We start from the raw sequence: 24,424 nt of genomic DNA on the forward strand, positions 1-24,424 counted from the left end.
GGCCGCTTGAGGTATCAGGCGTGCGGTGGCTGCGGGCCACCCCGCGCGCGGGCCGCAGGGCCGTTCCGGGTGCGCGGTAGCGTGAGGCGTATGCCCGATCTCCAGCCGTCGCCCGTGATCCTCGGCAACGACCCCGGTTCCTTCCCGCGCAGTGTGCTCGCCGAGCGGCATCCGGCCATCGTCCGTCAGGTGCGTGAGGCGTTCCCGTACGGTCCCGAGCAGCACCGTGCCCTCGACGAACTGCTCGCGAGCTGCGCCGAGGGTGTCGTCGAAACGCTCACCGCCGACGCGCACGACCGGGACCGCTGGAAGACCTGGGGCATCGACGGGTACGCCGGCCGTTCCTGGTTCGACGTGCCCTGGCTGTGGTCCGAGAGCTACTTCTACCGCCGACTCCTCGACGCCGTCGGCTACTTCGGCCCCGGCCCCTGGCAGGGCATCGACCCCTTCCGCCCCTCCAAGCTCGCCGAACTCCACTCCGCGGAGACCGACGAGGAACTGGCGGCCCTCGACGACCTCACCGGCCGGCCGGAGGACGAACAGGCCACGGCCCTGCTGCACGGCTCGCTGTGGGGCAACCGCGCCGACCTCGGCTTCCGCCTCTCCGACGCCTCGGCCCAGGCCCGGGCCGCCGCCCCGGGCCTGGTCGCCGACGACAGCGAGACCCTCTGGTCGTTCCTCACGGGCCAGGGCACGCTGTGTCTGATCGCCGACAACGCGGGCCGCGAACTGATCCCCGACCTGCTGCTCATCGCCCACCTGCTGGCCCACGGCCGCGTCGAGCGGGCCGTCCTGCACGTCAAGCCGTACCCCTACTACGTCTCCGACGCCACGACCGCCGACGTGGTGGACGCCCTGCGCCGGCTCACCGCCGCACCGGGGCAGGCCGCCGTGCACGGACGCCTGCTGTGGTCCGCCATGGCCGACGGCCGCCTCACGGTCCGCGCCCACCCCTTCTCCTGCGCCCCGCTGCCGTACGCGGACATGCCCGGTGACCTCCGCGCCGAGCTCACCGGGGCCGCGCTGACCGTCGTGAAGGGCGACCTCAACTACCGCCGCCTGGTGGGAGACCGGACGTGGCCCCCGACCACCCCCTTCGCCGACGTCACGGCCCACTTCCCCGGCCCCGTCGCCGCCCTGCGCACCCTGAAGTCCGACGTGATCACCGGCCTCGACGCGGACACCGAGGCCGCGCTGGTCGCCGCCGAGGGGCAGCGCTGGCGGACCGGCGGGACCCATGCGCTGATCCAGGTCAGGCCATGAGGAGCGTTATGCTGCCGAGTTGTACGGGTGGGCTGCCATACATCCCGCCGACGGGCGGCGAAAGAGGACGGCCTTGACCCCGCGGTACCTGAGAAATCCAGGGGAGCCCGTCTACGACGTGGACGCACGGCGGTACGTCGACATCACGGACGCCCGTGACGACGCCGACCTGCACGACGTGTTCACGGACATCTACCGCACCAACCGCTGGGGTTCCGACGAGACCCGCTCGGGGCCCGGCTCCGAACTGCAGCGCATGAAACGGGTCATGGGCCAGATCAGCGAGCTGGTCCGGGAGCTGGGCGTGCGCTCGGTGCTGGACGCGCCGTGCGGCGACTTCAACTGGATGCGGCACGTCGACCTGCACGGCGCCGACTACCTCGGCGGGGACGTCGTCGCGGAACTCGTCGAGAGCAACCGCGCCCGCTTCCGCGCGCCCGGCCGGGACTTCCAGCTGCTCGACTTCACCGCCCAGCCGGTGCCGCGTGTCGACCTCATCCTGTGCCGGGACGCCCTCGTGCACTTCTCCTACCAGCACGTGGTGGAGGCGCTCACCCGCTTCCGGGAGAGCGGCTCGCGCTACCTGCTCACCACGACCTTCTCCCGCACCCCGGCCAACACGGACATCCTCACCGGCTGGTGGCGGCCGATCAACCTGCGGCTCGCCCCCTTCTCACTGCCCGAACCGCTCCGGACGATCGGCGACGACGAGTCCGACGACTTCTACGACGACAAGACGCTCTCGCTGTGGGACCTCGGGCAGATCCCGGCCCGCTTCCCCGGCTACGAACCGGCGGCGGCCGAGTCGGGGTCGCTGGGCGCGTGAGCCCCGGGGGCGGCCGGCAGGCCGTCGTCCGTCGTTCCCCGGTCCCCGGCCCGCAGTCCGGCCACCACACCCAGCGCCTCCCGCGCCGCCAGGGTCCGCGGGTGCCGCAGGCCCAGCACCTCCTCGCACGCCTCCCGTACCTCGCTGAACTCCGCTTCCGCGGCGGTCAGTTCGCCCTTCAGGCACAGCAGGTCGGCCAGGTTGTGCCGGACCGCCAGCGTCCCCGGATGGCGCCGCCCCAGCGTCTCCACGCAGTCCGCCAGCACCGTCCGGTACTCCGCCTCCGCCTGCTCGACGCGCCCGCGCAGGTGCAGGACGTGGGCGGCGCCGTGCCGTACGGACAACGTGAGCAGGTGTTGCTCGCCGAGAACCGTCCGCCGGGCCTCGTACACCTCCCGGAACTCCGTCTCGGCCGCCTCCAGTCGGCCCCGGTCCGTCAGCAGGTCGGCCAGGTTGTGGCGGACGGCGAGCGTGCCGGGGTGGCGGGGGCCGAGGGTGTCGATGCAGTCGGCGAGGACGGTGCGGTACTCGGTCTCGGCACGGTCGGTGCGCCCGCGCAGGTGCAGGACGTGGGCGGCGCCGTGCCGTACGGACAGGGTGAGCAGGTGCTGTTCGCCGAGCACTTCGCGCCGGGCCTCGTAGACCTCCCGGAACTCCGTTTCCGCCGCCTCCAGTTGGCCGCGCTCCATCAGCAGGTCGGCCAGGTTGTGGCGGACCACCAGGGTGTGCGGGTGCATGTCGCCGAGGAGCCTGCGGCGGACCTCGAAGACCTCCCGGAACTCGGTCTCCGCGTCGCCCGGCCAGCCCCGGTCGCGCAGCACGGTGGCCAGGCCGTGCCGGGAGGCGACCGTGTCCGGGTGGTCCTCGCCGTAGGAGTCGCCGCGCAGTTCCAGCACCGTACGGAACTGGCGCTCCGCCTCGGTCAGCAGACCGCGGTCGCGCAGCACGTCGGCGAGGTCGTGGCGGACGGCGAGGGTGCCGGGGTTGCGCTCACCGAGGACCTCCGCGCACACCTCCAGCGTCTCGCGCAGCTCCTGTTCGGCCTGCCGGAACATGCCCCGCTCGTGCAGCACCTGCGCCACGTCGTGCCGGGTGGCCAGGGTGTCGGGATGGCGGTCGCCCAGCGCCTCGCGATAGGCGTCGAGGACCAGGCGGTACTCCTCCTCCGCCTCCGCGAGCAGCCCGCGCTGCTGCGCCATGCGGGCCACGCCCTTGCGGGCCGCGAGGGTCTGCGGGTCGCGCTCGCCGAGCAGGGTCCGCCGGGTCGTGTACACCGTGCGGTACTCGGCCTCCGCCTCGGCGGGCCGGCCGCGGTCGGCGAGCAGTTCGGCGAGCGCGTATCGGGAGTCGGCGGTCTCGGCGGCCGTGGCGCCGAAGAGGGCGCGGGTGTCCTCCAGGACCGTACGGACCAGGGACTCGGCGGCGGACAGCCGACCGCGTAACTGCAGCAGGTGGGCGGCGGCGGAGCGTACTTCGAGCGCGTCCGGGTCGCGGGGCCCGCAGGCGAGGACGATCGGCTCGCAGGCGTCGAGAACCGCCTCGGCCCGGTCCAGCCAGCCCCGCCGGAACAGATGCCGCGCCCCGGCCGCCGCCGCGCGCAGCGCCTTGGAGACCAGCTCGTCCCCGGCCTCGTACGGATCGCCGATCAGCGCGAGCGGCGCGTCGCAGTGCGGGAGCAGCAGCCGCCAGCGCGGCCAGTCCCGTGGGTCGTCCTCGCTGAGGTCGGTGGTGGCCGCGACGACCAGGTCGGCGACGACCGCGCCGTACTCCTGGAGGTGTTCGGCGAGGTCCCGCTGGCGGCGGCCGGCGTCCCGGACCAGCGGGTGCAGCAGCAGGCTGCGCGTGTGCTCGTCGCCGCCGCGCGGGGTGTGCAGCTCGATCAGGCCGAAGTCGGCGAGTGAGGTGAGCGCGGTGTACAGCTCCTGCGGGGTGACGCCGGGCAGCAGCGCCGACTGGGCGAGCCGGTCCGGGCGCAGCAGCCCGACCAGGGGCACGGGCGCGTCGCCCAGACAGCACAGCAGGCGCATCAGCGGGCGGGCCTGGGAGATGCCGCGCCGCTCCAGCAGGTCCAGGGAGAGTTCCCACGTACGGCTGACCGGCACGGTGTTGGTGCCACCGGGCTGGCCGGGCGGGTCCTCGTCGAGGAGTTCGGTGAAGCGCTCGTCGAGGGCGGCGTGGTAGTCGGTGTACGTCCGCACGGCGCTGGTGCCCGGCCAGGCCGGGAACGCGGACGCCGCCGCGAGGTACGAACCGGCGATGCGCAGCGCCAGCGGCAGCCCGCCGAGGCGCCGCGCCAGCAGTCCGGCGTCCTCGCGCGACCCGGCCCGCTCCCCGGCGAGGTCGCACAGCACGTCAGTGGCGTCGGTGCCGTCCAGCGCGTCCACCGGGTGCAGGGTCGCCCACGGACCCCAGGTGGCCGGGCTGCCGTCCCGGCTGGTGATCAGCACCAGGCCGGGCAGCTCGGCGGCCGGCCGGATCCAGCCGGTGCCCTCCGCCAACCGCCCCTGTGGTGCGAGGTGTTCGGGCTCGTCGGCGTTGTCCACGACCAGCAGCCAGGGGTCGGCCCGGTCGCACAGCCGCCGCCACAGCAGGTCCGTGGCGCTGGAACGCCCCGACCAGGCCCGGTCGATGAGATCGGCGGGCGTGCCGAGCGCGGCCACCACCTCGCGCATCCCGGCGCTCAGCGCGGCCGGGTTGGACGCGGTCACCCACCACACGTCCACGCCCAGCGCGGAGGCGTACGCGGCGATCTCCAGCGCGACCGTCGTCTTGCCGCCACCGCCCATGCCGTGCAGCACCCGCACACCCGAAGTCGGCTTGCCCACCAGCTGTTTGAGCGCGTCGAGCAGTGGCTCACGCCCGCGCACGCGGCGGTCCAGCCGGCCGAGCGGCGGGGCCACGGTCAGCGCGCCGGGGGTGGCCGACTCGGGTGCCGCCGCAGGGAGTCCGAACTGGGCGTGCGGGGCATGGATGACGATCGGCCGGCCCACGCCGGAGAACTCCTCCACGAACGCGGTCAGCCGGCCGGACAGTTCCGGATCCCGGGTCAGCAGTGTGCGCAGCGTGGCGTCCCACCGCTCCCGCTGCTCGCGCAGGATGATCTCCTGCCGGCCCGGCGGCGCGGCATCGAGCGCCGCCCGCGCCCGGTCCAGCTCCGCCACGGACTCGCGCCCCAGGATCCGCGCGATCCTCTGCCGGGCCGCCTGCCACGCGTCCGTGGTCATCAGCCCGACCATCGTGCCCGCGGCGGCGGCAGCGGTCTGGGTGAACAATTCTGCCCCGAACATCGAGGACCCCCTGTCGGCACACACCTCGACGGCTACGTCCGAACCCCTCTCGCGACTTCAGGGTCTCATGTCCCGTGCGCGGGAGGGGATTTGGAAACGGTGGCGAACAGACGAACTGACCAACCGGCGAACTGACGAACCGGCGAACCGCGAAGGCGCGGGATGAACGGGATGAGCGGGATGAACAGGATGAACGGGATGAGGGGACGCGGTCGCGTTGTCGTCCGCGGTGACACCGGGCGAGGGAGCCGTGGCGTGCGCCTCGGAGCGTTTTCCAAGGAGTGACGGCCAGATTCACACGATGGTGTGATCATCCCCGGGCCCCCGGATGCCCCCGCAGGGCCCTGGGTAGGGCCCGGCCATGACGCAGCAGCCTTTCGAACTCCCGCACTTCTACATGCCGTATCCCGCGCGGCTGAACCCGCATGTCGACGAGGCCCGCGCCCATTCGACCCGGTGGGCGCGGGACATGGGCATGCTGGAGGGGTCCGGAGTCTGGGAACAGGCCGACCTCGACGCGCACGACTACGGCCTGCTCTGCGCCTACACCCACCCCGACTGCGACGGCCCCGCCCTCTCGCTGATCACCGACTGGTACGTGTGGGTCTTCTTCTTCGACGACCACTTCCTGGAGATCTTCAAACGCACCCAGGACCGCGCCGGCGGCAAGGCCTACCTGGACCGGCTGCCGCTGTTCATGCCGATGGACCTGTCCACGCCGATGCCCGAGCCGCAGAACCCGGTAGAGGCGGGCCTGGCCGACCTGTGGGCGCGTACGGTGCCGTCGATGTCCGCCGACTGGCGCCGCCGTTTCGCCGTGGCCACCGAGCATCTGCTCAATGAGTCCCTGTGGGAGCTGTCCAACATCAACGAGGGGCGGATCGCCAACCCCGTCGAGTACATCGAGATGCGCCGCAAGGTCGGCGGCGCCCCCTGGTCGGCCGGACTCGTGGAGTACGCGACCGCCGAAGTGCCCCCGCCCGTCGCGGAGTCGAGGCCCCTGAGGGTGCTGATGGAGACCTTCTCCGACGGCGTCCACCTGCGCAACGACCTGTTCTCCTACCAGCGGGAGGTCGAGGACGAGGGCGAGCTCAGCAACGGCGTGTTGGTCCTGGAGACCTTCTTCGGCTGCACCACCCAGGAGGCCGCCGACACCGTCAATGACATCCTCACCTCGCGTCTCCACCAGTTCGAGCACACCGCCGTCACCGAAGTGCCCGCACTGGCCCTGGAGAAGGGCCTCACCCCGGCCGAGGTCGCCGCCGTCGCCAAGTACACGCAGGGTCTGCAGGACTGGCAGTCCGGCGGCCACGAATGGCACATGCGCTCCAGCCGGTACATGAACGCGCGGGCGCGGTCCACCGCCCCCTGGCAGGGCCTGACCGGCCCCGGCACCTCCGCCGCCGACGTCCGCGCCCTGCTCGCGTCGGCGGGCGCGGAACGTCTGCGCGCCTACACGCACGTGCCGTTCCAGAAGGTCGGCCCCTCCCTGCTGCCCGACTTCTCCATGCCCTTCCCGCTCGAACTCAGCCCTCATCTGGCGGGCGCCCGCAACCGCCTCACCGACTGGGTGAACGCCATGGGCATCCTCCAGGAGGGCGTCTGGGACGAGGACAAGCTGGCCGCGTACGACCTTCCGCTGTGCGCGGCGGGCCTCGATCCGGACGCGACGCCCGAGGTCCTCGACCTCAGCTCGCAGTGGCTCGCCTGGGGGACGTACGGCGACGACTACTACCCGCTCGTCTTCGGCCACCGACGGGACCTGGCCACCGCCCGGGTGACCACCCAGCGCCTGTCGGACTGCATGTCCGTCGACGGCGAGGAGGTCCCCGTCCCGCTCAACGCCATGGAGCGCGCACTGGTCGACCTGTGGGCACGGACGACGGCGGAGATGACCCCCGGCCAACGGCGGGGCCTCAAGGACGCGGTGAACGTGATGACCGAGAGCTGGGTCTGGGAGGTGTCCAACCAGATCCAGAACCGCGTCCCCGACCCCGTCGACTACCTGGAGATGCGCCGCGCCACCTTCGGCGCGGACCTCACCATGAGCCTGTGCCGGATGGGCCACGGCCCAGCCGTCCCGCCGGAGGTGTACCGCACCGGCCCCGTCCGCTCCCTGGAGAACGCCGCCGTCGACTACGCGTGCCTCCTGAACGACGTCTTCTCGTACCAGAAGGAGATCGAGTACGAGGGCGAGATCCACAACGCGATCCTCGTCGTGCAGAACTTCTTCGGCTGCGACTACCCGGCCGCGCTCGCCGTCGTGCACGACCTGATGACCCAGCGCATGCAGCAGTTCGAGCACGTCGCCGCGCACGAACTGCCCGTCGTGTACGACGACTTCGCGCTCTCGGCAGAGGCCCGCGAGGTCATGCGGGGCTATGTGCTCGACCTGCAGAACTGGATGGCGGGCATCCTCAACTGGCATCGCGAGGTCGACCGCTACAAGGCCGACTGGCTGGCCGGCCGTGCCCACGGGTTCCTGCCGGACCGGGCCCCCGCCGTACGGGTCGCCTGAGGTCCGGGCGTCAGACGGGCTGTCCCGCGGCCCGCGCCGCGTGCTCCACCGCCGCTCGCGCCAGCGCCCGGACGATCGGGTGCGGGCGCGAGCCGTCGCCGGACAGCTCCGGCTGGAAGAGGGAGGCCAGGAAGAAGGGGTGGCCGGGGAGTTCGGCGATCCGGACCTGGCCGTCCTCGTCGCACCCGGAGAAGCGCAGGCCGTGCGCGCGCAGCGTGTCGAGGTGGCGCGTGGGGCCGTACGCGCAGAAGTAGCGCTCGACCGTGCGCTCCGAGCCGATCACAGTCTGGGCGAGCGAACCCGGTTCGACGCTCACGACGGCCTGGTGGCCGACGAGCGAACAGGCCAGCGGCTCGATGAGGAAGTCGTCGGCGCCGGGGTCGTTCTCGGCGTGCGCCACCCGGGTCAGCCCGCACACGTCACGGGCGTACTCCAGCAGTGCGTGCTGGAATCCGCCGCAGGTGCCCAGGAACGGAATGCCCGCCACGCGCGCGGTACGGATCGCGGCGAGCACGCCCGCCTCGCTGCGGTACGGGCTGCCGGGTACGACCCACACCGCGTCGAACCCACGTACGGCGTCCGCTTCCGCCGCGTCCTCGGACGGGATCCAGTAGGCGTCCAGGACGAGCCGGTCGCGCTCGGCGAGAGCGTCGAGGAGGAGCGGGATCCTGGTGTGCGACACGACGTTGGGGGAGCGGTCGCCGACGAGGGCGAGCCGGGCTGTGGTGGTCATGGACGCCATCCTGCGCGGGGCGCGGAGTTCACGTCCAACGATGATTTCTGCACCCGCGATAAGCAGAGCTGATGGGGTGCGGGATCCTGGCGGACATGGACCCGCACCTCCTGCGTACGTACGTCACCGTCGCCCGGCTCGCCTCCTTCTCGGAGGCCGCCCGCACGCTGGGCTACACCCAGTCGGCGGTGTCCCAGCACATCGCGGCGCTCGAACAGGACCTGGGCGCACCGCTGCTCACCCGCCGCCCGGTCGCCCCCACGGCGGCCGGAGAACGGCTCCTCGAACACGCGGGCCCGCTGCTGTTGCGTCTGGACGCGGCCCGCGCGGACGTCGTACGGATGGCCGGCGCGCCCGAGCCCGGGCTGACGCTCGCCGTCGCACCGACCGCCCTCGGCCCGCGAGCCGTCGCCGCGCTGCCCGCGGCCGGCGTCACGGTACGGGTGCTGGCCCGCGACGGGATTGCGGCGGCCGTCGCCACCGGCACGGCCGACCTGGGCCTGTTCGACGGTCTGGCCGCGCCCAGCGACCCCCTGCGGCTGCCCGACGTGGCCCCGCTGACCACGCACGCCGTCGGCGAGGAGCCCGTGTGCGTCCTGCTCCCCGACACCCACCCCCTGGCCCGGCGCACCGGGCTGCGCCTGGCGGACCTCGCCGACGCGCGCTGGCTGGACGCACCCGACGCGGGCCTGCCCCTCGCCCAGCTCCGTGCGGCAGCCGGTGGCCACGGCTTCCGGCCCGCCCTGCGCTACGAGGGCACCGACGTGCGGGCCCTGACCGCCCTGTCCGCCGCGGGCCACGGCCTGACCCTGCTGCCCCGGTCGGCGGTCACCGGGGTACCGGGCGCGGTCGCCGTCCCGGTCACCGAGCCACGGGTCGTGCACCGGACGGAACTGGTGCACGCGGGGGCGCCGCGGGGAGCGGCGGCTCGGCTGGTGGAGGTGTTGTCGGGGCGGGCGTGAGTACCTTCCCGCTCCTGACCGAGGGTCAGTCTCACTCGTTCGTGGCTCGTCGGGCGCCGGTGCGCCGGGTAGATCAACATCCGGAGGCGATCGATGGAACAGACTGCGTTGCGACCCAAGCCGATGCCCGGCCAGAAGCCCGCCGACGGCACCAGGTCCGGCCCGGCCCGGCGCCCTCACGCCGCGCGCCGGCGTGGCCGGCGGCTGCGGACCCTGCTGTTCGGCGTGTTCGCCGGCACGGTCCTGGTGCTGTCCGGAATCGGCCTCGGAACGGTCGGCGCCACGGTGATCGGCATGAGCAGGCTCGCCGAACTCCAGCGGCAGCCCGGACAGGAGGGGCAGGCGGGGCAGCAAGGGCCGGCGGGGCGGCAAGGACAGGCGGGGCCCGGAGCGCCGGGCGTCCGGGGAAGCATGTCCGCCTCCGCGCACTCCGGCTCCTCCCCGCCTGCCCCGCCTGCCTCTCCAGTGCCTCTCCGCGCGACCCTCGGCCTGGAGGCCGTGGACGCCGAGAAGGCGGGCGCCCTGGTCGTCGGCGTCCATGTCCCCGGCCCGGCGTACACGGCGGGCCTGGTCCGCGGCGACCTGCTCCTCGTGTTCGGCCGGACCCGGATCGACTCGGCGGCCGACCTCGCCCGAGCGGTCGCCCACGCCCGTCCCGGCAAGGAGATCACGCTGACGGTGCGGCACCGCAGCGGCGGCTACCAGCAGTTGACGGTCCGGCCCGGCGTGGTCACGTGACCACCCGGAAGTGACTCGTCAGCCGCCGTTCGTCGTCCAGCACGTGAAAGGCGAGCCCGACCGGAGCGTCCCGGTCCGCGACCTGCTCGCCCTCCCAGGGCAGCCGCAGCGTCCACGTCACCCCCGGCCCGACGACCAGCGGCCGCCCGGCGAACGCGGTGGCGGAGGGTGTGTGCGCGTGACCGGTGATCAGTCCGGCGATCTCGGGCCGACGCTCCAGCAGCGCCGCCAGCCGGTCGGGCCGGCCCAGCCGATACGCGTCGGGCAGGGGGTGGTGCAGCGCGAGTGGCGGGTGGTGGAAGGCCAGCAGAACCGGAAGGCTCCCGTCGAGCTCGTCGAGGGTCGCCTCCATCCAGGTGTACGTCTCCTCGTCCAGGGCGCCTTCGTCGCTGCCCGGGATGCTGGAGTCGCACATCAGTACGGCGCCGTCGTCGAAGACGTGCACGCTGTTCTCGGGACCGTCGGCCGCGGGCCGGCCCAGCAGGGCCTTGCGGTAGGGCGCCCGGCTGTCGTGGTTGCCCGGGCAGGTCAGTACCGGGAAAGGTGCGTCGCCGTCGCGCAGCCCCAGGATGCGGGCGGCCTCCTCGTACTCGGCCTCCGTGCCGTGGTCCGCGATGTCCCCGGTCACCAGCAGTGCGTCCACCGGTCCCGGCAGTCGCCACAGCCGGTCGCGTACGCGCTCGGCGCGCTCGGTCGCCCGGGTGCTTCCGTCCAGATGCAGATCACTGATGTGGGCGAGTACGAGCACGACGGCTGCCTCCCGGTGAGTACGTCTAATGGGGTGATGGAATCCAAGCATTAGACTAATGGTTGAGCAACGCCCAGCCGTTAGCTGAGGGATGCGACGCCATGCCGAAAGACCTGGCAACCGGCTCGCGCTGCCCTCGCCGTCCGGGCAGGATGCTGCCCGTAGTCCCTTCACCCGCCCCGGGAGGCCCGGATGACCGGCAGCACGGCAGCGCCCTTCACCGCCGACGACTACAGGGCCCGCATGGAGCGGGCGGCGAGGGCTGCCGCCGACGCCGGACTGGCCGGGCTGCTGGTCGCACCGGGACCGGACCTGGTGTGGCTCACCGGCTACGCGCCCCCCGCGAACACCGAACGGCTCACCCTGCTGGTCCTCGTCCCGGGACAGGACCCCGTCCTCGTCGTCCCCACCCTGGAGGCCCCGGACGCGGCGAAGGCGGCCGGCGCGGCCGCCACGACCCTGCGGGACTGGACCGACGGCAAGGACCCCTACGCCGTCACCGCCGCCCTCCTCGACGCCTCCGGCAGCTTCGGCGTCAGCGACAACGCCTGGGCGATGCACCTCCTCGGACTGCAGAGGGCCCTGCCCGGCACGTCCTACGCGTCCCTCACCGAGGCCCTGCCGATGCTGCGCGCCGTCAAGAACGCGGCGGAGCTGGAGCTGATGGCGGCCGCGGGCGCGGCCGCGGACGCGACGTTCGAAGAGATCAGGCACGTCCCCTTCGCGGGCCGAAGGGAATCCGAGATCGCCGCGGACCTCAGCCGGCTGCTGCGAGAACACGGGCACGAGCAGATCGACTTCACCATCGTCGCCTCCGGTCCGAACGGCGCCAACCCGCACCACGAGGTGGGCGACCGGGTCGTCGAGCACGGCGACATGGTCGTCCTGGACTTCGGCGGCCTCAAGGACGGCTACGGCTCGGACACCTCCCGCACGGTCCACGTCGGCGAACCCACCGACGAGGAGCGCCGGGTGCACGACCTCGTGCGCGAGGCACAGCAGGCGGGCTTCGCGGCGGTACGGCCCGGCGTCGCCTGCCAGGAGGTCGACCGGGCCGCCCGCGCGGTCATCGCCGACGCCGGGTACGGCGAGTACTTCATCCACCGCACCGGCCACGGCATCGGCGTCACCACCCACGAGCCGCCCTACATGATCGAGGGCGAGGAACAGCCCCTCGTACCCGGAATGTGCTTCTCCGTGGAACCCGGCATCTATCTGCCGGGCCGGTTCGGGGTACGCATCGAGGACATCGTCACGGTCACCGGGAACGGCGGCCGCCGCCTCAACGACACGACCCGCGAGATGGTGACAGTGGACTGACGCAGACGCAGCAGCGGTGACACCGGCAGGAGCAGGAGCCCCTACGTCCTCAGGAACGACAACGGCGCGACCATGACCCAGGCACCGACACCCACCGCGGACACCGTCCGCCGGCTGGTCCGTACGCTCCTCAGGGAGGGCGCGGCCGACGCCGCCGGCCCCGACGTCCGGCCCGTCGTCGAGGGCGCCGAGCCCGCCACCTGGTGGGTCGGCACGCGCCATGTGCTGCGCCTGGCCCCCGACCGCGAGGCCGCGGTCCGCCGACGCCGCGAACTGCAGCTGCGCGACCTCGTCCGCCCCTACCTGCCGGTCGTGGTGCCGACGAGCGTGGCGCACGGCGAGTGGGCACCCGGGCTGACGTACACACTGGACACCAAGGTGCCCGGCGGCTCGGGGGAGGAGCACGACGTGTCCGCCGTCGGCGAGGCCGACCTGGCGGGTCTGCTCACCGGCCTGCGCGAGGTGCCCGTCCGGCAGGCGGAGGCGCTCGGGGTGCCGCGCACCGGCCCGCGTTCCCTGGAGGGCCTGCGCCGGGAGGCCGAGCGCGCCGCCGCGCGCCTCGCCGCGGCCGACGAGTTCGACCCCGCCCGCCTCCAGCAGCTCACGGCCCCGGCCGCCGTCCAGCTCGCCGCCCAGTCCGGCAGCGCGGTCCTCGTCCACCACGGCCTCACCGCCGACCACCTCGTGGTCAGCGCCGACGGCCGGGTGCGCGGGGTCCTGGACTGGACCGACGCGGTCATCGGCGACCCCGCCGAGGACATCGCCGGCCTCGCCCGCGCCGTCGGCTCCCCGGCCGCGGTCCGCGCCGCCACCCTCGCCGGCTACGGCGCCCGCCCCTGCCTGCGCGGCCTCTGGCTGGCCCGCTGCGACACGGTCGTCCACCTCGCCGCCCGCCTCCAGGGCCGCGACGACACCCCCCTGCCCCTCCTCAGGTCCCGGCTGCGACGGGCCTGGGAGGCGATCCTGCTGGAACGGGTGACGGAACTGCGGGACGAGGCGACCGACGAGTAGCGGTACGGGGACGCCCGGGTTCCGGTCCGGTGACGCCGTCCTGGCCGCCGCCGATGTGCGACGGGCCGGACGGGCTCAGTCCTGCAGGAGCACCACGCAGGACTCGCCGGGCAGGCGCAGCGCCCCGTCCGCGCCCGGCGCCTCGACGGGCTCCCAGGCGGCGAGGACCTGCGCGGGGCGCGAGCCCAGCGGGATCGCCGCCGGCTCCTCGGCCAGGTTCACGGCCACCCGGATGTCCCCGCGCCGGAAGGCGAGCCAGCGGCTCTCCTCGTCGTACGCCACCTTCGTGTCGGCCAGATCCGGATCCGTGAGGTCCGCCTGTTCGTGCCGCAGGGCGATGAGCCGGCGGTACCAGGCCAGCACGCGCGCGTGGGGCTCGCTCTCGGGCTCGGACCAGTCCAGGCAGGAGCGGTCACGGGTCGCGGGGTCCTGCGGGTCGGGGACGTCCTCCTCGGCCCAGCCGTGCGGGGCGAACTCCCGCCGCCTGCCCTTGCGTACGGCCTCGGCGAGTTCGGGGTCGGTGTGGTCGGTGAAGAACTGCCAGGGCGTACCCGCCGCCCACTCCTCGCCCATGAACAGCATCGGCGTGAAGGGAGAGGTGAGCGTCAGCGTCGCCGCGCAGGCCAGCAGGCCGGGGGAGAGGGAGGCGGCCAGGCGGTCGCCCTGGGCGCGGTTGCCGACCTGGTCGTGGGTCTGGGAGTAGCCGAGGAGCCGGTGCGCCGCCACGCGGTTGCGGTCCAGGGGGCGCCCATGGCGGCGGTCCCGGAAGCTCGAGTACGTGCCGTCGTGGAAGTAGCCGCCGGTGAGGGTCTTGGCCACCGCCGCGAGCGGGGCGCGCGCGAAGTCGGCGTAGTAGCCCTGGGACTCGCCGCTCAGCGCCGCGTGCAGGGCGTGGTGGAAGTCGTCGTTCCACTGCGCGTGCAGCCCGAGGCCGCCCTCCTCGCGCGCGGTGACCAGGCGCGGGTCGTTCAGGTCGGACTCGGCGATCAGGAACAGCGGCCGGCCCAGGTCGTCGGCGAGGCCGTCCACGGCCGTCGACAGTTCCTCCAGGAAGTGGCACGCGCGTGTGTCCGCCAGCGCGTGCACCGCGTCCAGGCGCAGCCCGTCGATCCGGTAGTCGCGCAGCCACGCCAGCGCGCTGTCCAGCAGGTACGCCCGCACCTCGTCCGAACCGGGCGCGTCCAGGTTCACCGCGGAGCCCCAGGGCGTGTGGTGGGTGTCCGTGAAGTACGGGCCGAAGGCGGGGAGGTAGTTGCCGGACGGGCCCAGGTGGTTGTGCACCACGTCCAGGACCACGCCCAGACCGAGCTCGTGCGCCCGGTCGACGAAGCGCTTCAGCGCCTCGGGCCCGCCGTAGGGCTCGTGCACGGCCCACAGCGAGACCCCCTCGTAGCCCCACCCGTGCCGGCCGGGGAAGGGACACAGGGGCATCAACTCGACGTGAGTCACGCCCAGTTCGACGAGGTGCCCGAGCCGCTCGGCCGCCGCGTCGAGGGTGCCCTCGCGCGTGTACGTGCCCACGTGCAGCTCGTACAGCACCGCGCCCGGCAGTGGCCGGCCCGGCCACCGGGCGCCCCACGCGTACCGGTCGTGCTCGACGACCGCGCTCAGCCCGTCCGGGCCGTCCGGCTGCCGGCGCGACCGCGGGTCGGGCAGCACGGGGCCGTCGTCCACCGCGAAGCCGTACCGCGTGCCGTCCCGCGCTTCCGCGTCTGTCCGCCACCAGCCCGCGCGCGCCGGATCGTGCTCCATCGCGCGCGTGGCGCCGTCGCAATGGAGCGTCACACGATCGGCCTGCGGTGCCCACACCTCGAACTGCACGGACGGTTCCCCTTCGTCTGCTCAGTGATGTAGCCCGTCCATCGTGCTTCAAACGCGATCAATGTGCCGGTGAATCCGTCCCATTGCGGCAGGTGTCGCCAGGTGGGCGTGTGTGACGGCCGTTTCCGCGTTTTCTGGACACCCGGCGTTCACTGGCCGACAATCACGAGCGTGACGTCGTCCTTCGAGTTCAACACGTACCCCGCGCGGTTGTCCGACGCGGAGCGCGACAAGGCGCTGCAGGTGCTCCGTGACGGCGTCGCCATGGGACGGCTCTCGCACGACACGTTCGTCCGGCGGATGGAACTGGCGCTCTCGGCCCGCCGCTCCGACGAGCTCGCGGCGCTCACCGCCGACCTGCCCACGGAGAGCCGCCTGTCCCGCGTGGTGTTCGGCACCGTCGAGGCGGTCTCGGGGTTCACGGTCAGGCTGCGCAGGGCCTGGCAGGCCGAGCGGCTGCCCAAGCTGCTGCTGCCCCACCCCGGCAGCGGCCACGCCCTGCGGATCGGCCGCGACCCCGCGAACGGGCTGCGCCTGACCCACGAGACGGTGTCCCGGGTGCACGCCGAACTCAGCCGGCAGGGCGGCATGTGGGTGCTGCGCGACCTCGGCTCGACCAACGGCACGACCGTGAACGGGCGACGGGTCATCGGTGCCGCCGTGGTCCGCGAGGGCGACCAGATCGGGTTCGGGCGGATGGCGTTCCGGCTCTCGGCCCACTGAGCCCACCAAGCCAACACTTAGTTCTGGCCCGCGCTTTACGCCCTGTGCGCCTCAAGTCCCTTTGCTCTCCGTGGTGTTGACGTACCCGTCAACTCGTGACTGACTGTGCGTACACCATGTACATCAGGTGAACCGACGGCACCACATTGTGGAGGTGCGCCCTGCCGCCACTCCTCCGCTATCCGACCGTCGACGAACTCGGCTCCCGGGCGGCCGCCCTCGTCGCCCGCCACCCCGAGGACGCCCGACTGCGCCGGGTGGGCACCTCGCGCGCGGGCACTCCCATGTGGCTGCTCTCCGTCGGTCACGGCAGCCGACAGGCCCTCGTGGTGGCGGGCCCGCACGCCAACGAGCCCGTGGGCGGCGCTACCGTCCTGCGGCTGGCCGAGCGCGCCCTCGCCGACCCCACGCTCACCGCGGGCGCCGACGCCACCTGGAACCTGCTGCTCTGCCTCGACCCCGACGGCCTGCGCCGCAACGAACGCTGGCTGCGCGGCCCGTACGCCCTCGGCCACTACTTCCGGAACTTCTTCCGGCCCGGCTTCCTGGAACAGCCCGAATGGCTGCCCGACGGCGCGGCCGGCGCCGTACTGCCCGAAACCCGGGCACTGCTCGGCCTCCAGGACGAACTGCGGCCCTTCCTCCAGTGCTCCCTGCACGGCGTCGACGTCGGCGGCGGCTTCGTCGAGCTCACCCGCGACCTGCCCGGCCTCGCGCAGCGCGTCGCGCACACCGCGGCCCGCCTCGGCATACCGCGCGAACTCGGCCCCTACGACACCCTGTACTGGCCGAACCTCGGGCCCGCCGTCTACCGGATACCGCCGCCCAGACCGACCGACCTGGCCGCGGCGATCACCGAGGCCGCCGTCGAGTCCACCTGGTTCCACCCGCACCGGCACGGCACGGTGACCGCCGTCGTGGAGGCGCCCATGTGGGGCGTGGCCGCCGTGGAGGACGGGGCGCCGCCCGCCGACGCCGCCGCGGTGCTGCGCACCGTCAGCCGTACCCTGCGTCACGACGCGCACCTCCTGGAGCGGATCCTCGCGCGGCTCCGGCCCCACCTCGCCGCCGCGCCGGACGCGGCCCGCCTGCTCGCCCCGGTCGAGGACTATTTACTGGTCTGCCCCGGCCTCGCCGACGCGTGGGACCCCGACGTCGCCGTGGGCGAGCGCCCGCTGCCACCCCTCAGTACCGCCCACCTGACGGCCCTGCGGATCGCCGGACGACGCCTCGCTCTGCGGACCGCGGGGTTGCTGCACCAGCTCGTGACCCGCTCCGGCACCGACCCGGCCGGTGCGCTGCCGGAGCTGGACCGGCTGGTCGACGAGTGGTGCACCGACTACCGCGACGGCTGCGGGGCGCGCTGGGTCCCCGTCGCGCGCCAGGTGGAGTACCAGTCGCGGGTCGTCCTCGCCGCCTTCGAGCTCGCCGGACGGTACGCGTCCGCGCGCTCCCGTTCGGGTGAGTCGGGCTGGGGTTCCGAGGCCGCCGTGCCGATGCACCGGGAATGACGTACACCACCACAGCAACAGCGACAGCGGTACGGGGTGGCCTGCTCGCGACGGCCGCCCTTCTCCTCGCCACCGCGGCCCCGGCGCAGGCGGCGCCCCAGGAGTCCGCCGGGAGCGACTGGCTCTTCGTCACGCTCACCACGGGCGACACCCGCTCCAGCGACACCCGCGGCACCCTCCTGCTCTGCGACCCGCCGCAGGGCCACGGGCGCGCCGTCGAGGCCTGCGCGCAACTCGCGGCGGCCGACGGCGACATCGGCGCCGTCCCCACCCGGCAGACGTACTGCTCCATGATCTACGCGCCGGTGACCGCCCACGCGCGCGGGGAGTGGCACGGACGGCCCGTCGAGTACCGGGAGACCTTCTCGAACACCTGTGTGCTTCGGGCGCGCACGGGGGCGATCTTCGCACTTGACGGCTGACGGCTGACGGCTGACGGCTGACGGCCGCCGATCACGGGGCGCCGCACGTCGGGAGGCGCCGCACGCGCGCGTGCGGCAGTCTCACGCCGCCCGGTCACGGGCGTGCAGCGCCGCCGCGACGACCGTGCGGGACTGGTGCTCGACCTGGTGCTCCAAGGGCACCCAGCGGGCCCGGAAGCGTTCCGCGAAGGCGTGGCTCCAGGTCGCGACCAGCCGTTCGAGGCAAGGTGCCGCACGGTCGTCGGTCTCCCGCAGGACCCGCAGCAGCATGGCCGCGGCCCGCAGCGGCACCCGGCGCGCGAAGGCGTCCACACTGCCGACGTACGCCCGGGTGTTGTCGGCGGGCGGGGTGTGGACCAGGTCCGCGGCCAGCCCCGGTACCAGCTCCAGCCCCCACCTGGCGGCCCGCAGCAGGGGCCCGTCGGCGCCCCGCAGCCGCGGCAGCACGTCGGCGAGCACCTGCTCCACCTCCAGCGAGTCCCGCAGCAGCCGCCCCGCCAGCTGCCGCATCGCCGCGGCGGGCGCGGGGTGCGGCGCGGGGTCGTCCACCAGGTCACTCGCCCACATCGGTACCTCGACGATCGCGGTCAGACCGCCGTACCGGTGGGTGTGGTACCAGGTGCTGCGCCGGGCGTCGTCCGGCATGCTCGGGTAGGCCGCACCCGCGCCGGGCGAGGGCATGACATGCACGCCGGGCCCCGAGGCGGGCCAGCCCGCCGCATCCGAGGCACCCGTCTCCACCGGGATGTTCAGCTCCGCCGCGGACTTGGCGAACGGCTCGGCCAGTCCCGGCACGTCCTTCGTCAACTGCACCCAGCTGCCGCCCAGATCGGTCCCGTGCAGCGTCACCTGCAGATAGGGGCGCAGCTCGTCGATGACCCCGGTCAGGGCGCGCGTCTCCGGCGGCAGCCGGTCGGGAGGCAGCACGGAGGGCGACCACTCCGGCTGCTCCTGTCCCGCGGGCCGGTAGAACCCGAGGTGGTAGTCGAGCAGGCTGCGCGGCGCCGGGGTGACATGGAGGCTCGCCCCGTCGGGATCGGCGCACAGCAGGAAGTGCCAGGACGTGCCGTCGCGCAACTCCCGCTCCTCCAGCACCCGTTCGGCGACCGCGAGGAGCGTGGCGCCACCCGTCGGCTCGTTGGAGTGGGCGCCCGCGACCACCAGCACGGCACGGCGGGCGTGCCCTATCGAGAGCAGGTGCAGGGGTCTGCCCGCCCGGGAGACGCCCACCTGCCTCAGGACGCACACGCCGGGCCGGTGGGCGGCCAACGCCCGTGCGGACGCGACCAGTTCGTTCACCGTGGGGTAGCGCAGCTCCGGCAGGAGACTCACCCCCGTCACATCCGCCCGGCTTCGCAATCGCAGTAGCCCACGCTGTGATTGACGTGTCAAGGACGCCTCGGGGGAGGCTCTCGGGGGCGCCCGGAGGCATTGACCGGCCGCGGGCTCAGCCGCATGTACCGGCGGGCGTGCGGTCGCCCGGCCCGCCGGGGTGGCAGGCCCTTGCGCAACCGCCCTCAAGACCCACGTCCGGCCCGCGCCGGGAGCACGCACCGACCGCCGCGTGTCCACGCACGCGTACGCCCTCGTCGAGCCCCCTCGGCTCCAGCGCTCCCTCGGCCACCACCACGCGCCGGCCCTCCGGCACGAGCCCTGGGAGCGCGCGCGGGCGCACCCCGGTCGCGAGGACGGGCCCGTGGCGCGCGGCGAAAGACGCACGCCGGGCGTGAGGCGTCCGGGGCATGCTTCTCGTGCGTCTCAGCGCGCCTGTTCCAGTGGTGCCACTGGTGGGTGTCTGTCAGGCGTGAGGTGTCCGGGGCATGCTTCTCGTGCGCGTCAGCGCGTCCGTTCCAGCGGTGCCACCGGTGCGTGCCCGCCGGGCGCGAGGCCATCGCGGCACGCCGCCCCTCCGCTCAGCCCACCCGCTCCAGGAGCGTCACCGGCAGCCCTTCCAAGAGCTCCGCCACGCGCGCGTGCCCCGTGAACTCGCGTCCCGGGGTCAGGGCGTCGGCCCACCGGCCCGCCGGCAGCGGCAGCACGGTGTCCCGCCAGCCGCCCGCCTCCGCCAGCCGCAGCGACAACCGCGTCACGGCCGTGAGGACCTCTCCCGAGCGCGTGAAGGCCACGCAGTGGGCCGCCGCCGGGCCCTCGGCGGCCAGGGGCGCGTAGGTCGCCGAGTCGCCGAACACGTCAGGGCGTCGGGCACGCAGACCCAGCGCCGCGCGCGTCAGCGCGTCCTTGGCGCCGGGATGCTCCGGGGGGAAGCGCACGGGCCGGCGGTTGTCCGGGTCGACCAGGGCGCGGTACTCGCTCTCCGTGCCCTGGTAGAGGTCCGGCACCCCCGGCATCGTCAGGTGGACCAGGGCGGTGCCGAGCAGGTTGGCCAGGATGTGGGGCTCCAGCAGGCTCCGGAAGGCGGTCACGTGCTCGCCCGGCGCCCCGCACGGCCCCGCCGCGACGAACGCGGCCACCGCCTCCTCGTACGGGGGCTCCTGCTCCGTCCAGCTCGTGTACAGGCCGGCCTCGCGCACGTGCTTCAGCAGGGCCTCCTGGACACGCTCCGGGGCCGCCGGGCCGAGCCCGAACACCGTCTGCCAGGCCGCCCAGGCCAGCTGTGCGTCCGGGACGCCCTCGCCGGTGCGGGTGACCTCGGCCAGCACGTCTGCCCAGCGCTGCGGGCACTCGGTGAGCACCGCCAGCGCCGCCCGCACGTCGGCGCTGCGCTTGGTGTCGTGGGTCGACACGACCGTCCCCGACGCCGGCCAGTCGCGCTGCACGCGCGCGCAGTAGGCGTGGAAGTCCTCCGGGGACACGGCCGGGCTCCCCGGGTTCCCGCCCACCTCGGTCGCCGACAGCAGCGGCACATAGCGGTAGAACGCCGTGTCCTCCACGGACTTGGCGCGCAGCGCCGACGAGGTCTGCGCGAACCGGGTCCGGAACTCGACGTGCCCGGGGCTGTCGCCGTAACGCCCCAGCACCAGGTCGCGTACGACGTCGACCGCGCCGGCCTCCTCGGGGACGACGAAGGCGAGCCGGGCCTCGGCCGCGGCCTCCTCGGTGACGACCCGGGCCGCGTCCCCGGAGGCGTACGGCCGGTAGACCTCCAGCCGGACCAGGAGCTCCTGGAGCGCGGTGCGCAGCGCCCAGGGTGCCCGGTCGCGCAGCGCCGGCTCGGGCGACAGGGCGCACAGGCGGCTCGCCACCCGGGTCAGCCGGTCGGTCTCCGCCGCCAGCTCGTGCGTGAGCACCTTGTACGCCGCCCGCCGCACGGTCGCGTCCCAGTCTCCGCCCCGGTCCGTCTGCGGGGCCGCGAACCGCCGGTACTGCCCGAGGAGTTCCCCGGCCCCCGCCGGGTCCGCGAAGAGACCGTCGACGTGCCGCAGGGCGTCGTAGCCGGTGGTGCCCGCGACGGGCCAGGAGGCCGGCAGGGGCTCCCCGTCGGCGAGGATCTTCTCCACGACCGTCCAGCGGCCGCCGGTCGCCTCGTGCAGTCGCAGGAGGTAGGCGTCGGGGTCGGCGAGGCCGTCGGGGTGGTCGATGCGCAGGCCGTCGATCACGCCCTCGTGAAGCAGTTCGAGGATCTTGGCGTGGGTGGCCTCGAACACCTCCGGGTCCTCGACCCGCACCCCGATGAGCTCGGAGATGCTGAAGAACCGTCGGTAGTTGAGCTCCGTACGGGCCAGCCGCCACCACACCGGCCGGTACCACTGCGCGTCCAGCAGCTGCGGCAGCGGCAGGTCCTCGGTGCCCTCCCGCAGCGGGAAGACGTGGTCGTAGTAGCGCAGCAGGCTCCCGTCGACCGACAGGTGCTCGATCTCCGTGCCGAGCGGGTGCCCGAGGACCGGCAGCAGCACCTGCCCGTCCTGCGCCTCCCAGTCGATGTCGAACCAGCGCGCGTACGGCGACTTGGGGCCCTCCTTGAGGACCTCCCACAGGGCGTGGTTGTGCCGGGGTGCCATGGCCATGTGGTTGGGCACGAGGTCCACCACCAGGCCGAGCCCGTGCTCCCGGGCGGTGCGCGCCAGCGCCCGCAGCCCCTCCTCGCCGCCCAGTTCCTCGCGCACACGCGCGTGGTCCACGACGTCGTAGCCGTGCGCCGAGCCGGGAACGGCCTCGAGGACCGGCGACAGGTGCAGGTGCGAGACGCCGAGCGAGGCCAGGTACGGCACGGCCGCCGCCGCGGCCGGGAACGGGAACGCGGGCTGCAGCTGCAGCCGGTAGGTGGCCGACGGCACCGCCGGGTCAGGTCGCTCAGGTGTCATGCAGACCTACGTACCCGCCTGGCGGCCGTTCGTGTCATCGCCCCCTCCATATGCGTTCGCGCGGGACCGGCTAGACCGGCCGCTGCAGCACCGTCATGCTCCGGTCGACCAGCGTCAGCCGGTCCCCGGCCTGCACCTTCGGCACCGTGGCGGGCGGTACCCCGTCCGTGCGGGCGGTGTCGACCAGTACCTGCCACTGCCGGCCGTGATTGACCGGCACCACGAAGTCGAGGGTCTTCGGCGAGGCGTTGAACATCAGCAGGAACGAGTCGTCGGTGATCCGCTCCCCGCGCGCTCCGGGCTCGGAGATCGCGTTGCCGTTCAGGAAGACCGTCAGCGCCGACGCCTGCGAGCGGTCCCAGTCCCGCTGGGTCATCTCCTTGCCCTCGGGGGTGAACCAGGCGATGTCCGACAGCTCGTCGTGCGTGCCCTCCACGGGCCGCCCGTGGAAGAAACGCCGTCGGCGGAAGACCGGATGCTCCTTGCGCAGCCGCACGATCGCGCGCGTGAAGTCCAGCAGCTCGCTTTCGGGCCCCCCGGCTTCCGGCCACTGGACCCAGGCCAGCTCGCTGTCCTGGCAGTACGCGTTGTTGTTGCCGCGCTGGGTGCGCGCGACCTCGTCGCCGTGGCTGATCATCGGGACGCCCTGGGACAGCATCAGCGTGGCGATGAAGTTCCGCATCTGCCTCGCCCGCAGCTCCAGCACGGCCGGGTCGTCGGTCTCACCCTCCACCCCGCAGTTCCAGGAGCGGTTGTGGCTCTCGCCGTCCCGGTTGTCCTCGCCGTTGGCGTCGTTGCGCTTCTCGTTGTACGAGACCATGTCGTGCAGGGTGAAGCCGTCGTGGCAGGTCACGAAGTTGATCGAGGCGAGCGGGCGCCGCCCGTCGTCCTGGTACAGGTCGGAGGAGCCGGTGAGCCGGGACGCGAACTCGGCGAGGGTGCGCGGCTCGCCGCGCCACAGGTCCCGGACGGTGTCGCGGTACTTGCCGTTCCACTCCGTCCACAGCGGCGGGAAGTTGCCCACCTGGTAGCCGCCCTCGCCCACGTCCCAGGGCTCGGCGATCAGCTTCACCTGGGAGACCACCGGGTCCTGCTGCACCAGGTCGAAGAACGAGGACAGCCGGTCCACCTCGTGGAACTGGCGGGCCAGGGTGGCCGCGAGGTCGAAGCGGAATCCGTCGACGTGCATCTCGGTCACCCAGTACCGCAGCGAGTCCATGATCAGCTGCAGGACGTGCGGGGACCGCATGAGCAGCGAGTTCCCGGTGCCCGTGGTGTCCATGTAGTAGCGGGGGTCGTCCGTCAGCCGGTAGTACTGCGGGTTGTCGAGGCCCTTGAAGGACAGCGTCGGGCCCAGGTGGTTGCCCTCGGCGGTGTGGTTGTAGACCACGTCCAGGATGACCTCGATGCCCGCCTCGTGCAGCGCCCGCACCGCCGACTTGAACTCCAGGACCTGCTGGCCGCGGTCGCCCCAGGAGGCGTACGCGTTGTGCGGGGCGAAGAAGCCGATGGTGTTGTAGCCCCAGTAGTTGTTCAGGCCCATGTCGACCAGCCGGTGGTCGTTCACGAACTGGTGTACGGGCATCAGCTCCAGCGCCGTGACGCCCAGCTCGGTGAGGTGCTCGATGATCGCCGGGTGCGCGAGGGCGGCGTAGGTGCCGCGCAGCTCCTCCGGCAGCCCCGGGTGGCGCATGGTGAGGCCCTTGACATGGGCCTCGTAGATCACCGTGTGGTGGTACTCGGTGCGCGGCCGCCGGTCGTCGCCCCAGTCGAAGTACGGATTGACCACGACGGACGTCATGGTGTGCGGCGCCGAGTCCAGATCGTTGCGCCGCTCGGGCGCGTCGAAGTGGTAGCCGTACACCTCCTCGCCCCAGTGGATCGAGCCGCTGATCGCCCGCGCGTACGGGTCGAGCAGCAGCTTCGACGAGTTGCAGCGCAGACCGCGCTCGGGGGAGTACGGCCCGTGCGCACGGAAGCCGTACCGCTGTCCCGGCATGACGCCGGGCAGGTAGGCGTGCCGTACGAACGCGTCGCTCTCCCGCAGTTCCACCGCCGTCTCCGAGCCGTCGTCGTGCAGCAGACACAGCTCTACTCGGTCCGCGGCTTCCGTGAAGACCGCGAAGTTGGTGCCGGCGCCGTCGTACGTGGCGCCGAGCGGATATGCCTCTCCAGGCCAGACCTGCATGGATTCGACTCTTCCAGGTGTCCCGCGCCGCTGGGGCGCCTTGGCCCCGAGTGTCCACGAAAGTAGTGGAACCACCTATGACGTGGCTCCC

General features: G+C 73.3%; 17 protein-coding genes. 10 read left to right on the forward strand and 7 right to left on the reverse strand.

The window, feature by feature from the left end; genetic code table 11:
* Positions 1–90: 90 nt before the first annotated feature.
* Positions 91–1,263, forward strand: coding sequence for a damage-control phosphatase ARMT1 family protein (locus ACWBNA_RS22600; RefSeq protein ID WP_482706270.1), 1,173 nt, complete (start codon positions 91–93; stop codon positions 1,261–1,263).
* A 118-nt stretch (positions 1,264–1,381) separates the two neighbouring features.
* Positions 1,382–2,089 (forward strand): class I SAM-dependent methyltransferase, encoded by a 708-nt coding sequence (locus ACWBNA_RS22605; protein ID WP_482706271.1) that lies wholly within the window; start codon positions 1,382–1,384, stop codon positions 2,087–2,089.
* Here ACWBNA_RS22605 and ACWBNA_RS22610 read toward each other — a convergent pair.
* Complete coding sequence (locus ACWBNA_RS22610; RefSeq protein WP_482706272.1) at positions 2,047–5,376, reverse strand: tetratricopeptide repeat protein; 3,330 nt, start codon at positions 5,374–5,376, stop codon at positions 2,047–2,049. The two genes, ACWBNA_RS22605 and ACWBNA_RS22610, sit on opposite strands and share 43 nt — an antisense overlap.
* Before the next feature lie 361 nt (positions 5,377–5,737).
* Between ACWBNA_RS22610 and cyc2 the strand changes: the two genes are divergently transcribed.
* A complete protein-coding gene (cyc2, locus tag ACWBNA_RS22615) occupies positions 5,738–7,894 on the forward strand; it encodes a germacradienol/geosmin synthase Cyc2 (protein ID WP_482706273.1) in 2,157 nt (718 codons plus the stop codon).
* Between the two features lie 10 nt (positions 7,895–7,904).
* Here the strand turns inward: cyc2 and ACWBNA_RS22620 are convergent, their stop codons facing one another.
* Complete coding sequence (locus ACWBNA_RS22620) at positions 7,905–8,627, reverse strand: CTP synthase C-terminal region-related (seleno)protein (protein ID WP_482706274.1); 723 nt, start codon at positions 8,625–8,627, stop codon at positions 7,905–7,907.
* A gap of 95 nt (positions 8,628–8,722) precedes the next feature.
* Here ACWBNA_RS22620 and ACWBNA_RS22625 point away from each other — a divergent pair, with 95 nt between their 5' ends.
* Entirely contained in the window at positions 8,723–9,589 is an 867-nt protein-coding gene (locus ACWBNA_RS22625) for a LysR family transcriptional regulator (RefSeq protein WP_482706275.1), read from the forward strand.
* 93 nt (positions 9,590–9,682) lie between these two features.
* Positions 9,683–10,327: a PDZ domain-containing protein gene (locus ACWBNA_RS22630; protein ID WP_482706276.1), complete on the forward strand. Its 645-nt coding sequence runs from the start codon at positions 9,683–9,685 to the stop codon at positions 10,325–10,327.
* On the opposite strand, the gene ACWBNA_RS22635 is transcribed toward ACWBNA_RS22630, so the two are convergent.
* The gene (locus tag ACWBNA_RS22635; RefSeq protein WP_482706277.1) at positions 10,320–11,075 is read right to left on the reverse strand and encodes a phosphodiesterase; all 756 of its coding nucleotides are present in this window, start codon (positions 11,073–11,075) and stop codon (positions 10,320–10,322) included. The two genes, ACWBNA_RS22630 and ACWBNA_RS22635, sit on opposite strands and share 8 nt — an antisense overlap.
* Before the next feature lie 192 nt (positions 11,076–11,267).
* On the opposite strand from ACWBNA_RS22635, the gene ACWBNA_RS22640 reads away from it, so the two are divergent.
* Together ACWBNA_RS22640 and ACWBNA_RS22645 are read left to right on the forward strand one after the other, a co-directional pair.
* Positions 11,268–12,395 (forward strand): M24 family metallopeptidase, encoded by a 1,128-nt coding sequence (locus ACWBNA_RS22640; RefSeq protein WP_482706278.1) that lies wholly within the window; start codon positions 11,268–11,270, stop codon positions 12,393–12,395.
* A gap of 72 nt (positions 12,396–12,467) precedes the next feature.
* A complete protein-coding gene (locus ACWBNA_RS22645; protein ID WP_482706279.1) occupies positions 12,468–13,406 on the forward strand; it encodes an aminoglycoside phosphotransferase family protein in 939 nt (312 codons plus the stop codon).
* Between the two features lie 75 nt (positions 13,407–13,481).
* Here ACWBNA_RS22645 and treZ read toward each other — a convergent pair whose 3' ends face one another.
* Positions 13,482–15,227, reverse strand: coding sequence for a malto-oligosyltrehalose trehalohydrolase (treZ, locus tag ACWBNA_RS22650; RefSeq protein WP_482706280.1), 1,746 nt, complete (start codon positions 15,225–15,227; stop codon positions 13,482–13,484).
* A 171-nt stretch (positions 15,228–15,398) separates the two neighbouring features.
* On the opposite strand from treZ, the gene ACWBNA_RS22655 reads away from it, so the two are divergent.
* The 3 genes from ACWBNA_RS22655 (at position 15,399) to ACWBNA_RS22665 (ending at position 17,883) form a co-directional block, all read left to right on the forward strand.
* Positions 15,399–15,950, forward strand: coding sequence for an FHA domain-containing protein (locus ACWBNA_RS22655; protein WP_482706281.1), 552 nt, complete (start codon positions 15,399–15,401; stop codon positions 15,948–15,950).
* A 146-nt stretch (positions 15,951–16,096) separates the two neighbouring features.
* Entirely contained in the window at positions 16,097–17,461 is a 1,365-nt protein-coding gene (locus ACWBNA_RS22660; protein WP_482706282.1) for a M14 family zinc carboxypeptidase, read from the forward strand.
* Positions 17,458–17,883 carry an SSI family serine proteinase inhibitor gene (locus ACWBNA_RS22665; RefSeq protein WP_482706283.1) on the forward strand — a complete coding sequence of 142 codons (426 nt, stop codon included), beginning with the start codon at positions 17,458–17,460 and terminating at the stop codon, positions 17,881–17,883. The genes ACWBNA_RS22660 and ACWBNA_RS22665 overlap by 4 nt, the downstream gene beginning before the upstream one ends.
* 81 nt (positions 17,884–17,964) lie before the next feature.
* Here the strand turns inward: ACWBNA_RS22665 and ACWBNA_RS22670 are convergent, their stop codons facing one another.
* The 3 genes from ACWBNA_RS22670 to glgX all read right to left on the reverse strand — a co-directional run bounded on the left by ACWBNA_RS22670 (position 17,965) and on the right by glgX (position 24,333).
* Positions 17,965–19,215, reverse strand: coding sequence for a M14 family zinc carboxypeptidase (locus ACWBNA_RS22670; RefSeq protein ID WP_482706284.1), 1,251 nt, complete (start codon positions 19,213–19,215; stop codon positions 17,965–17,967).
* Positions 19,216–19,796: 581 nt separating this feature from the next.
* Positions 19,797–22,145: a malto-oligosyltrehalose synthase gene (gene treY, locus ACWBNA_RS22675; RefSeq protein ID WP_482706285.1), complete on the reverse strand. Its 2,349-nt coding sequence runs from the start codon at positions 22,143–22,145 to the stop codon at positions 19,797–19,799.
* Positions 22,146–22,215: 70 nt separating this feature from the next.
* Positions 22,216–24,333, reverse strand: a complete 2,118-nt coding sequence (gene glgX, locus ACWBNA_RS22680; protein ID WP_482706286.1) for a glycogen debranching protein GlgX — start codon at positions 24,331–24,333, stop codon at positions 22,216–22,218.
* Between the last annotated feature and the right edge of the window lie 91 nt (positions 24,334–24,424).

The organism is Streptomyces sp. Q2 (genome assembly GCF_056820935.1).

Bases quoted from the DNA above. Each gene is read 5' to 3' on its own strand.
- ACWBNA_RS22600 (WP_482706270.1), top strand. From the start codon at position 91: ATGCCCGATCTCCAGCCGTCGCCCGTGATCCTCGGCAACGACCCCGGT.
- ACWBNA_RS22610 (WP_482706272.1), bottom strand. From the start codon at position 5,376: ATGTTCGGGGCAGAATTGTTCACCCAGACCGCTGCCGCCGCCGCGGGC.
- cyc2 (WP_482706273.1), top strand. From the start codon at position 5,738: ATGACGCAGCAGCCTTTCGAACTCCCGCACTTCTACATGCCGTATCCC.
- ACWBNA_RS22620 (WP_482706274.1), bottom strand. From the start codon at position 8,627: ATGACCACCACAGCCCGGCTCGCCCTCGTCGGCGACCGCTCCCCCAAC.
- ACWBNA_RS22625 (WP_482706275.1), top strand. From the start codon at position 8,723: ATGGACCCGCACCTCCTGCGTACGTACGTCACCGTCGCCCGGCTCGCC.
- ACWBNA_RS22630 (WP_482706276.1), top strand. From the start codon at position 9,683: ATGGAACAGACTGCGTTGCGACCCAAGCCGATGCCCGGCCAGAAGCCC.
- ACWBNA_RS22640 (WP_482706278.1), top strand. From the start codon at position 11,268: ATGACCGGCAGCACGGCAGCGCCCTTCACCGCCGACGACTACAGGGCC.
- ACWBNA_RS22645 (WP_482706279.1), top strand. From the start codon at position 12,468: ATGACCCAGGCACCGACACCCACCGCGGACACCGTCCGCCGGCTGGTC.
- ACWBNA_RS22665 (WP_482706283.1), top strand. From the start codon at position 17,458: ATGACGTACACCACCACAGCAACAGCGACAGCGGTACGGGGTGGCCTG.
- treY (WP_482706285.1), bottom strand. From the start codon at position 22,145: ATGACACCTGAGCGACCTGACCCGGCGGTGCCGTCGGCCACCTACCGG.
- glgX (WP_482706286.1), bottom strand. From the start codon at position 24,333: ATGCAGGTCTGGCCTGGAGAGGCATATCCGCTCGGCGCCACGTACGAC.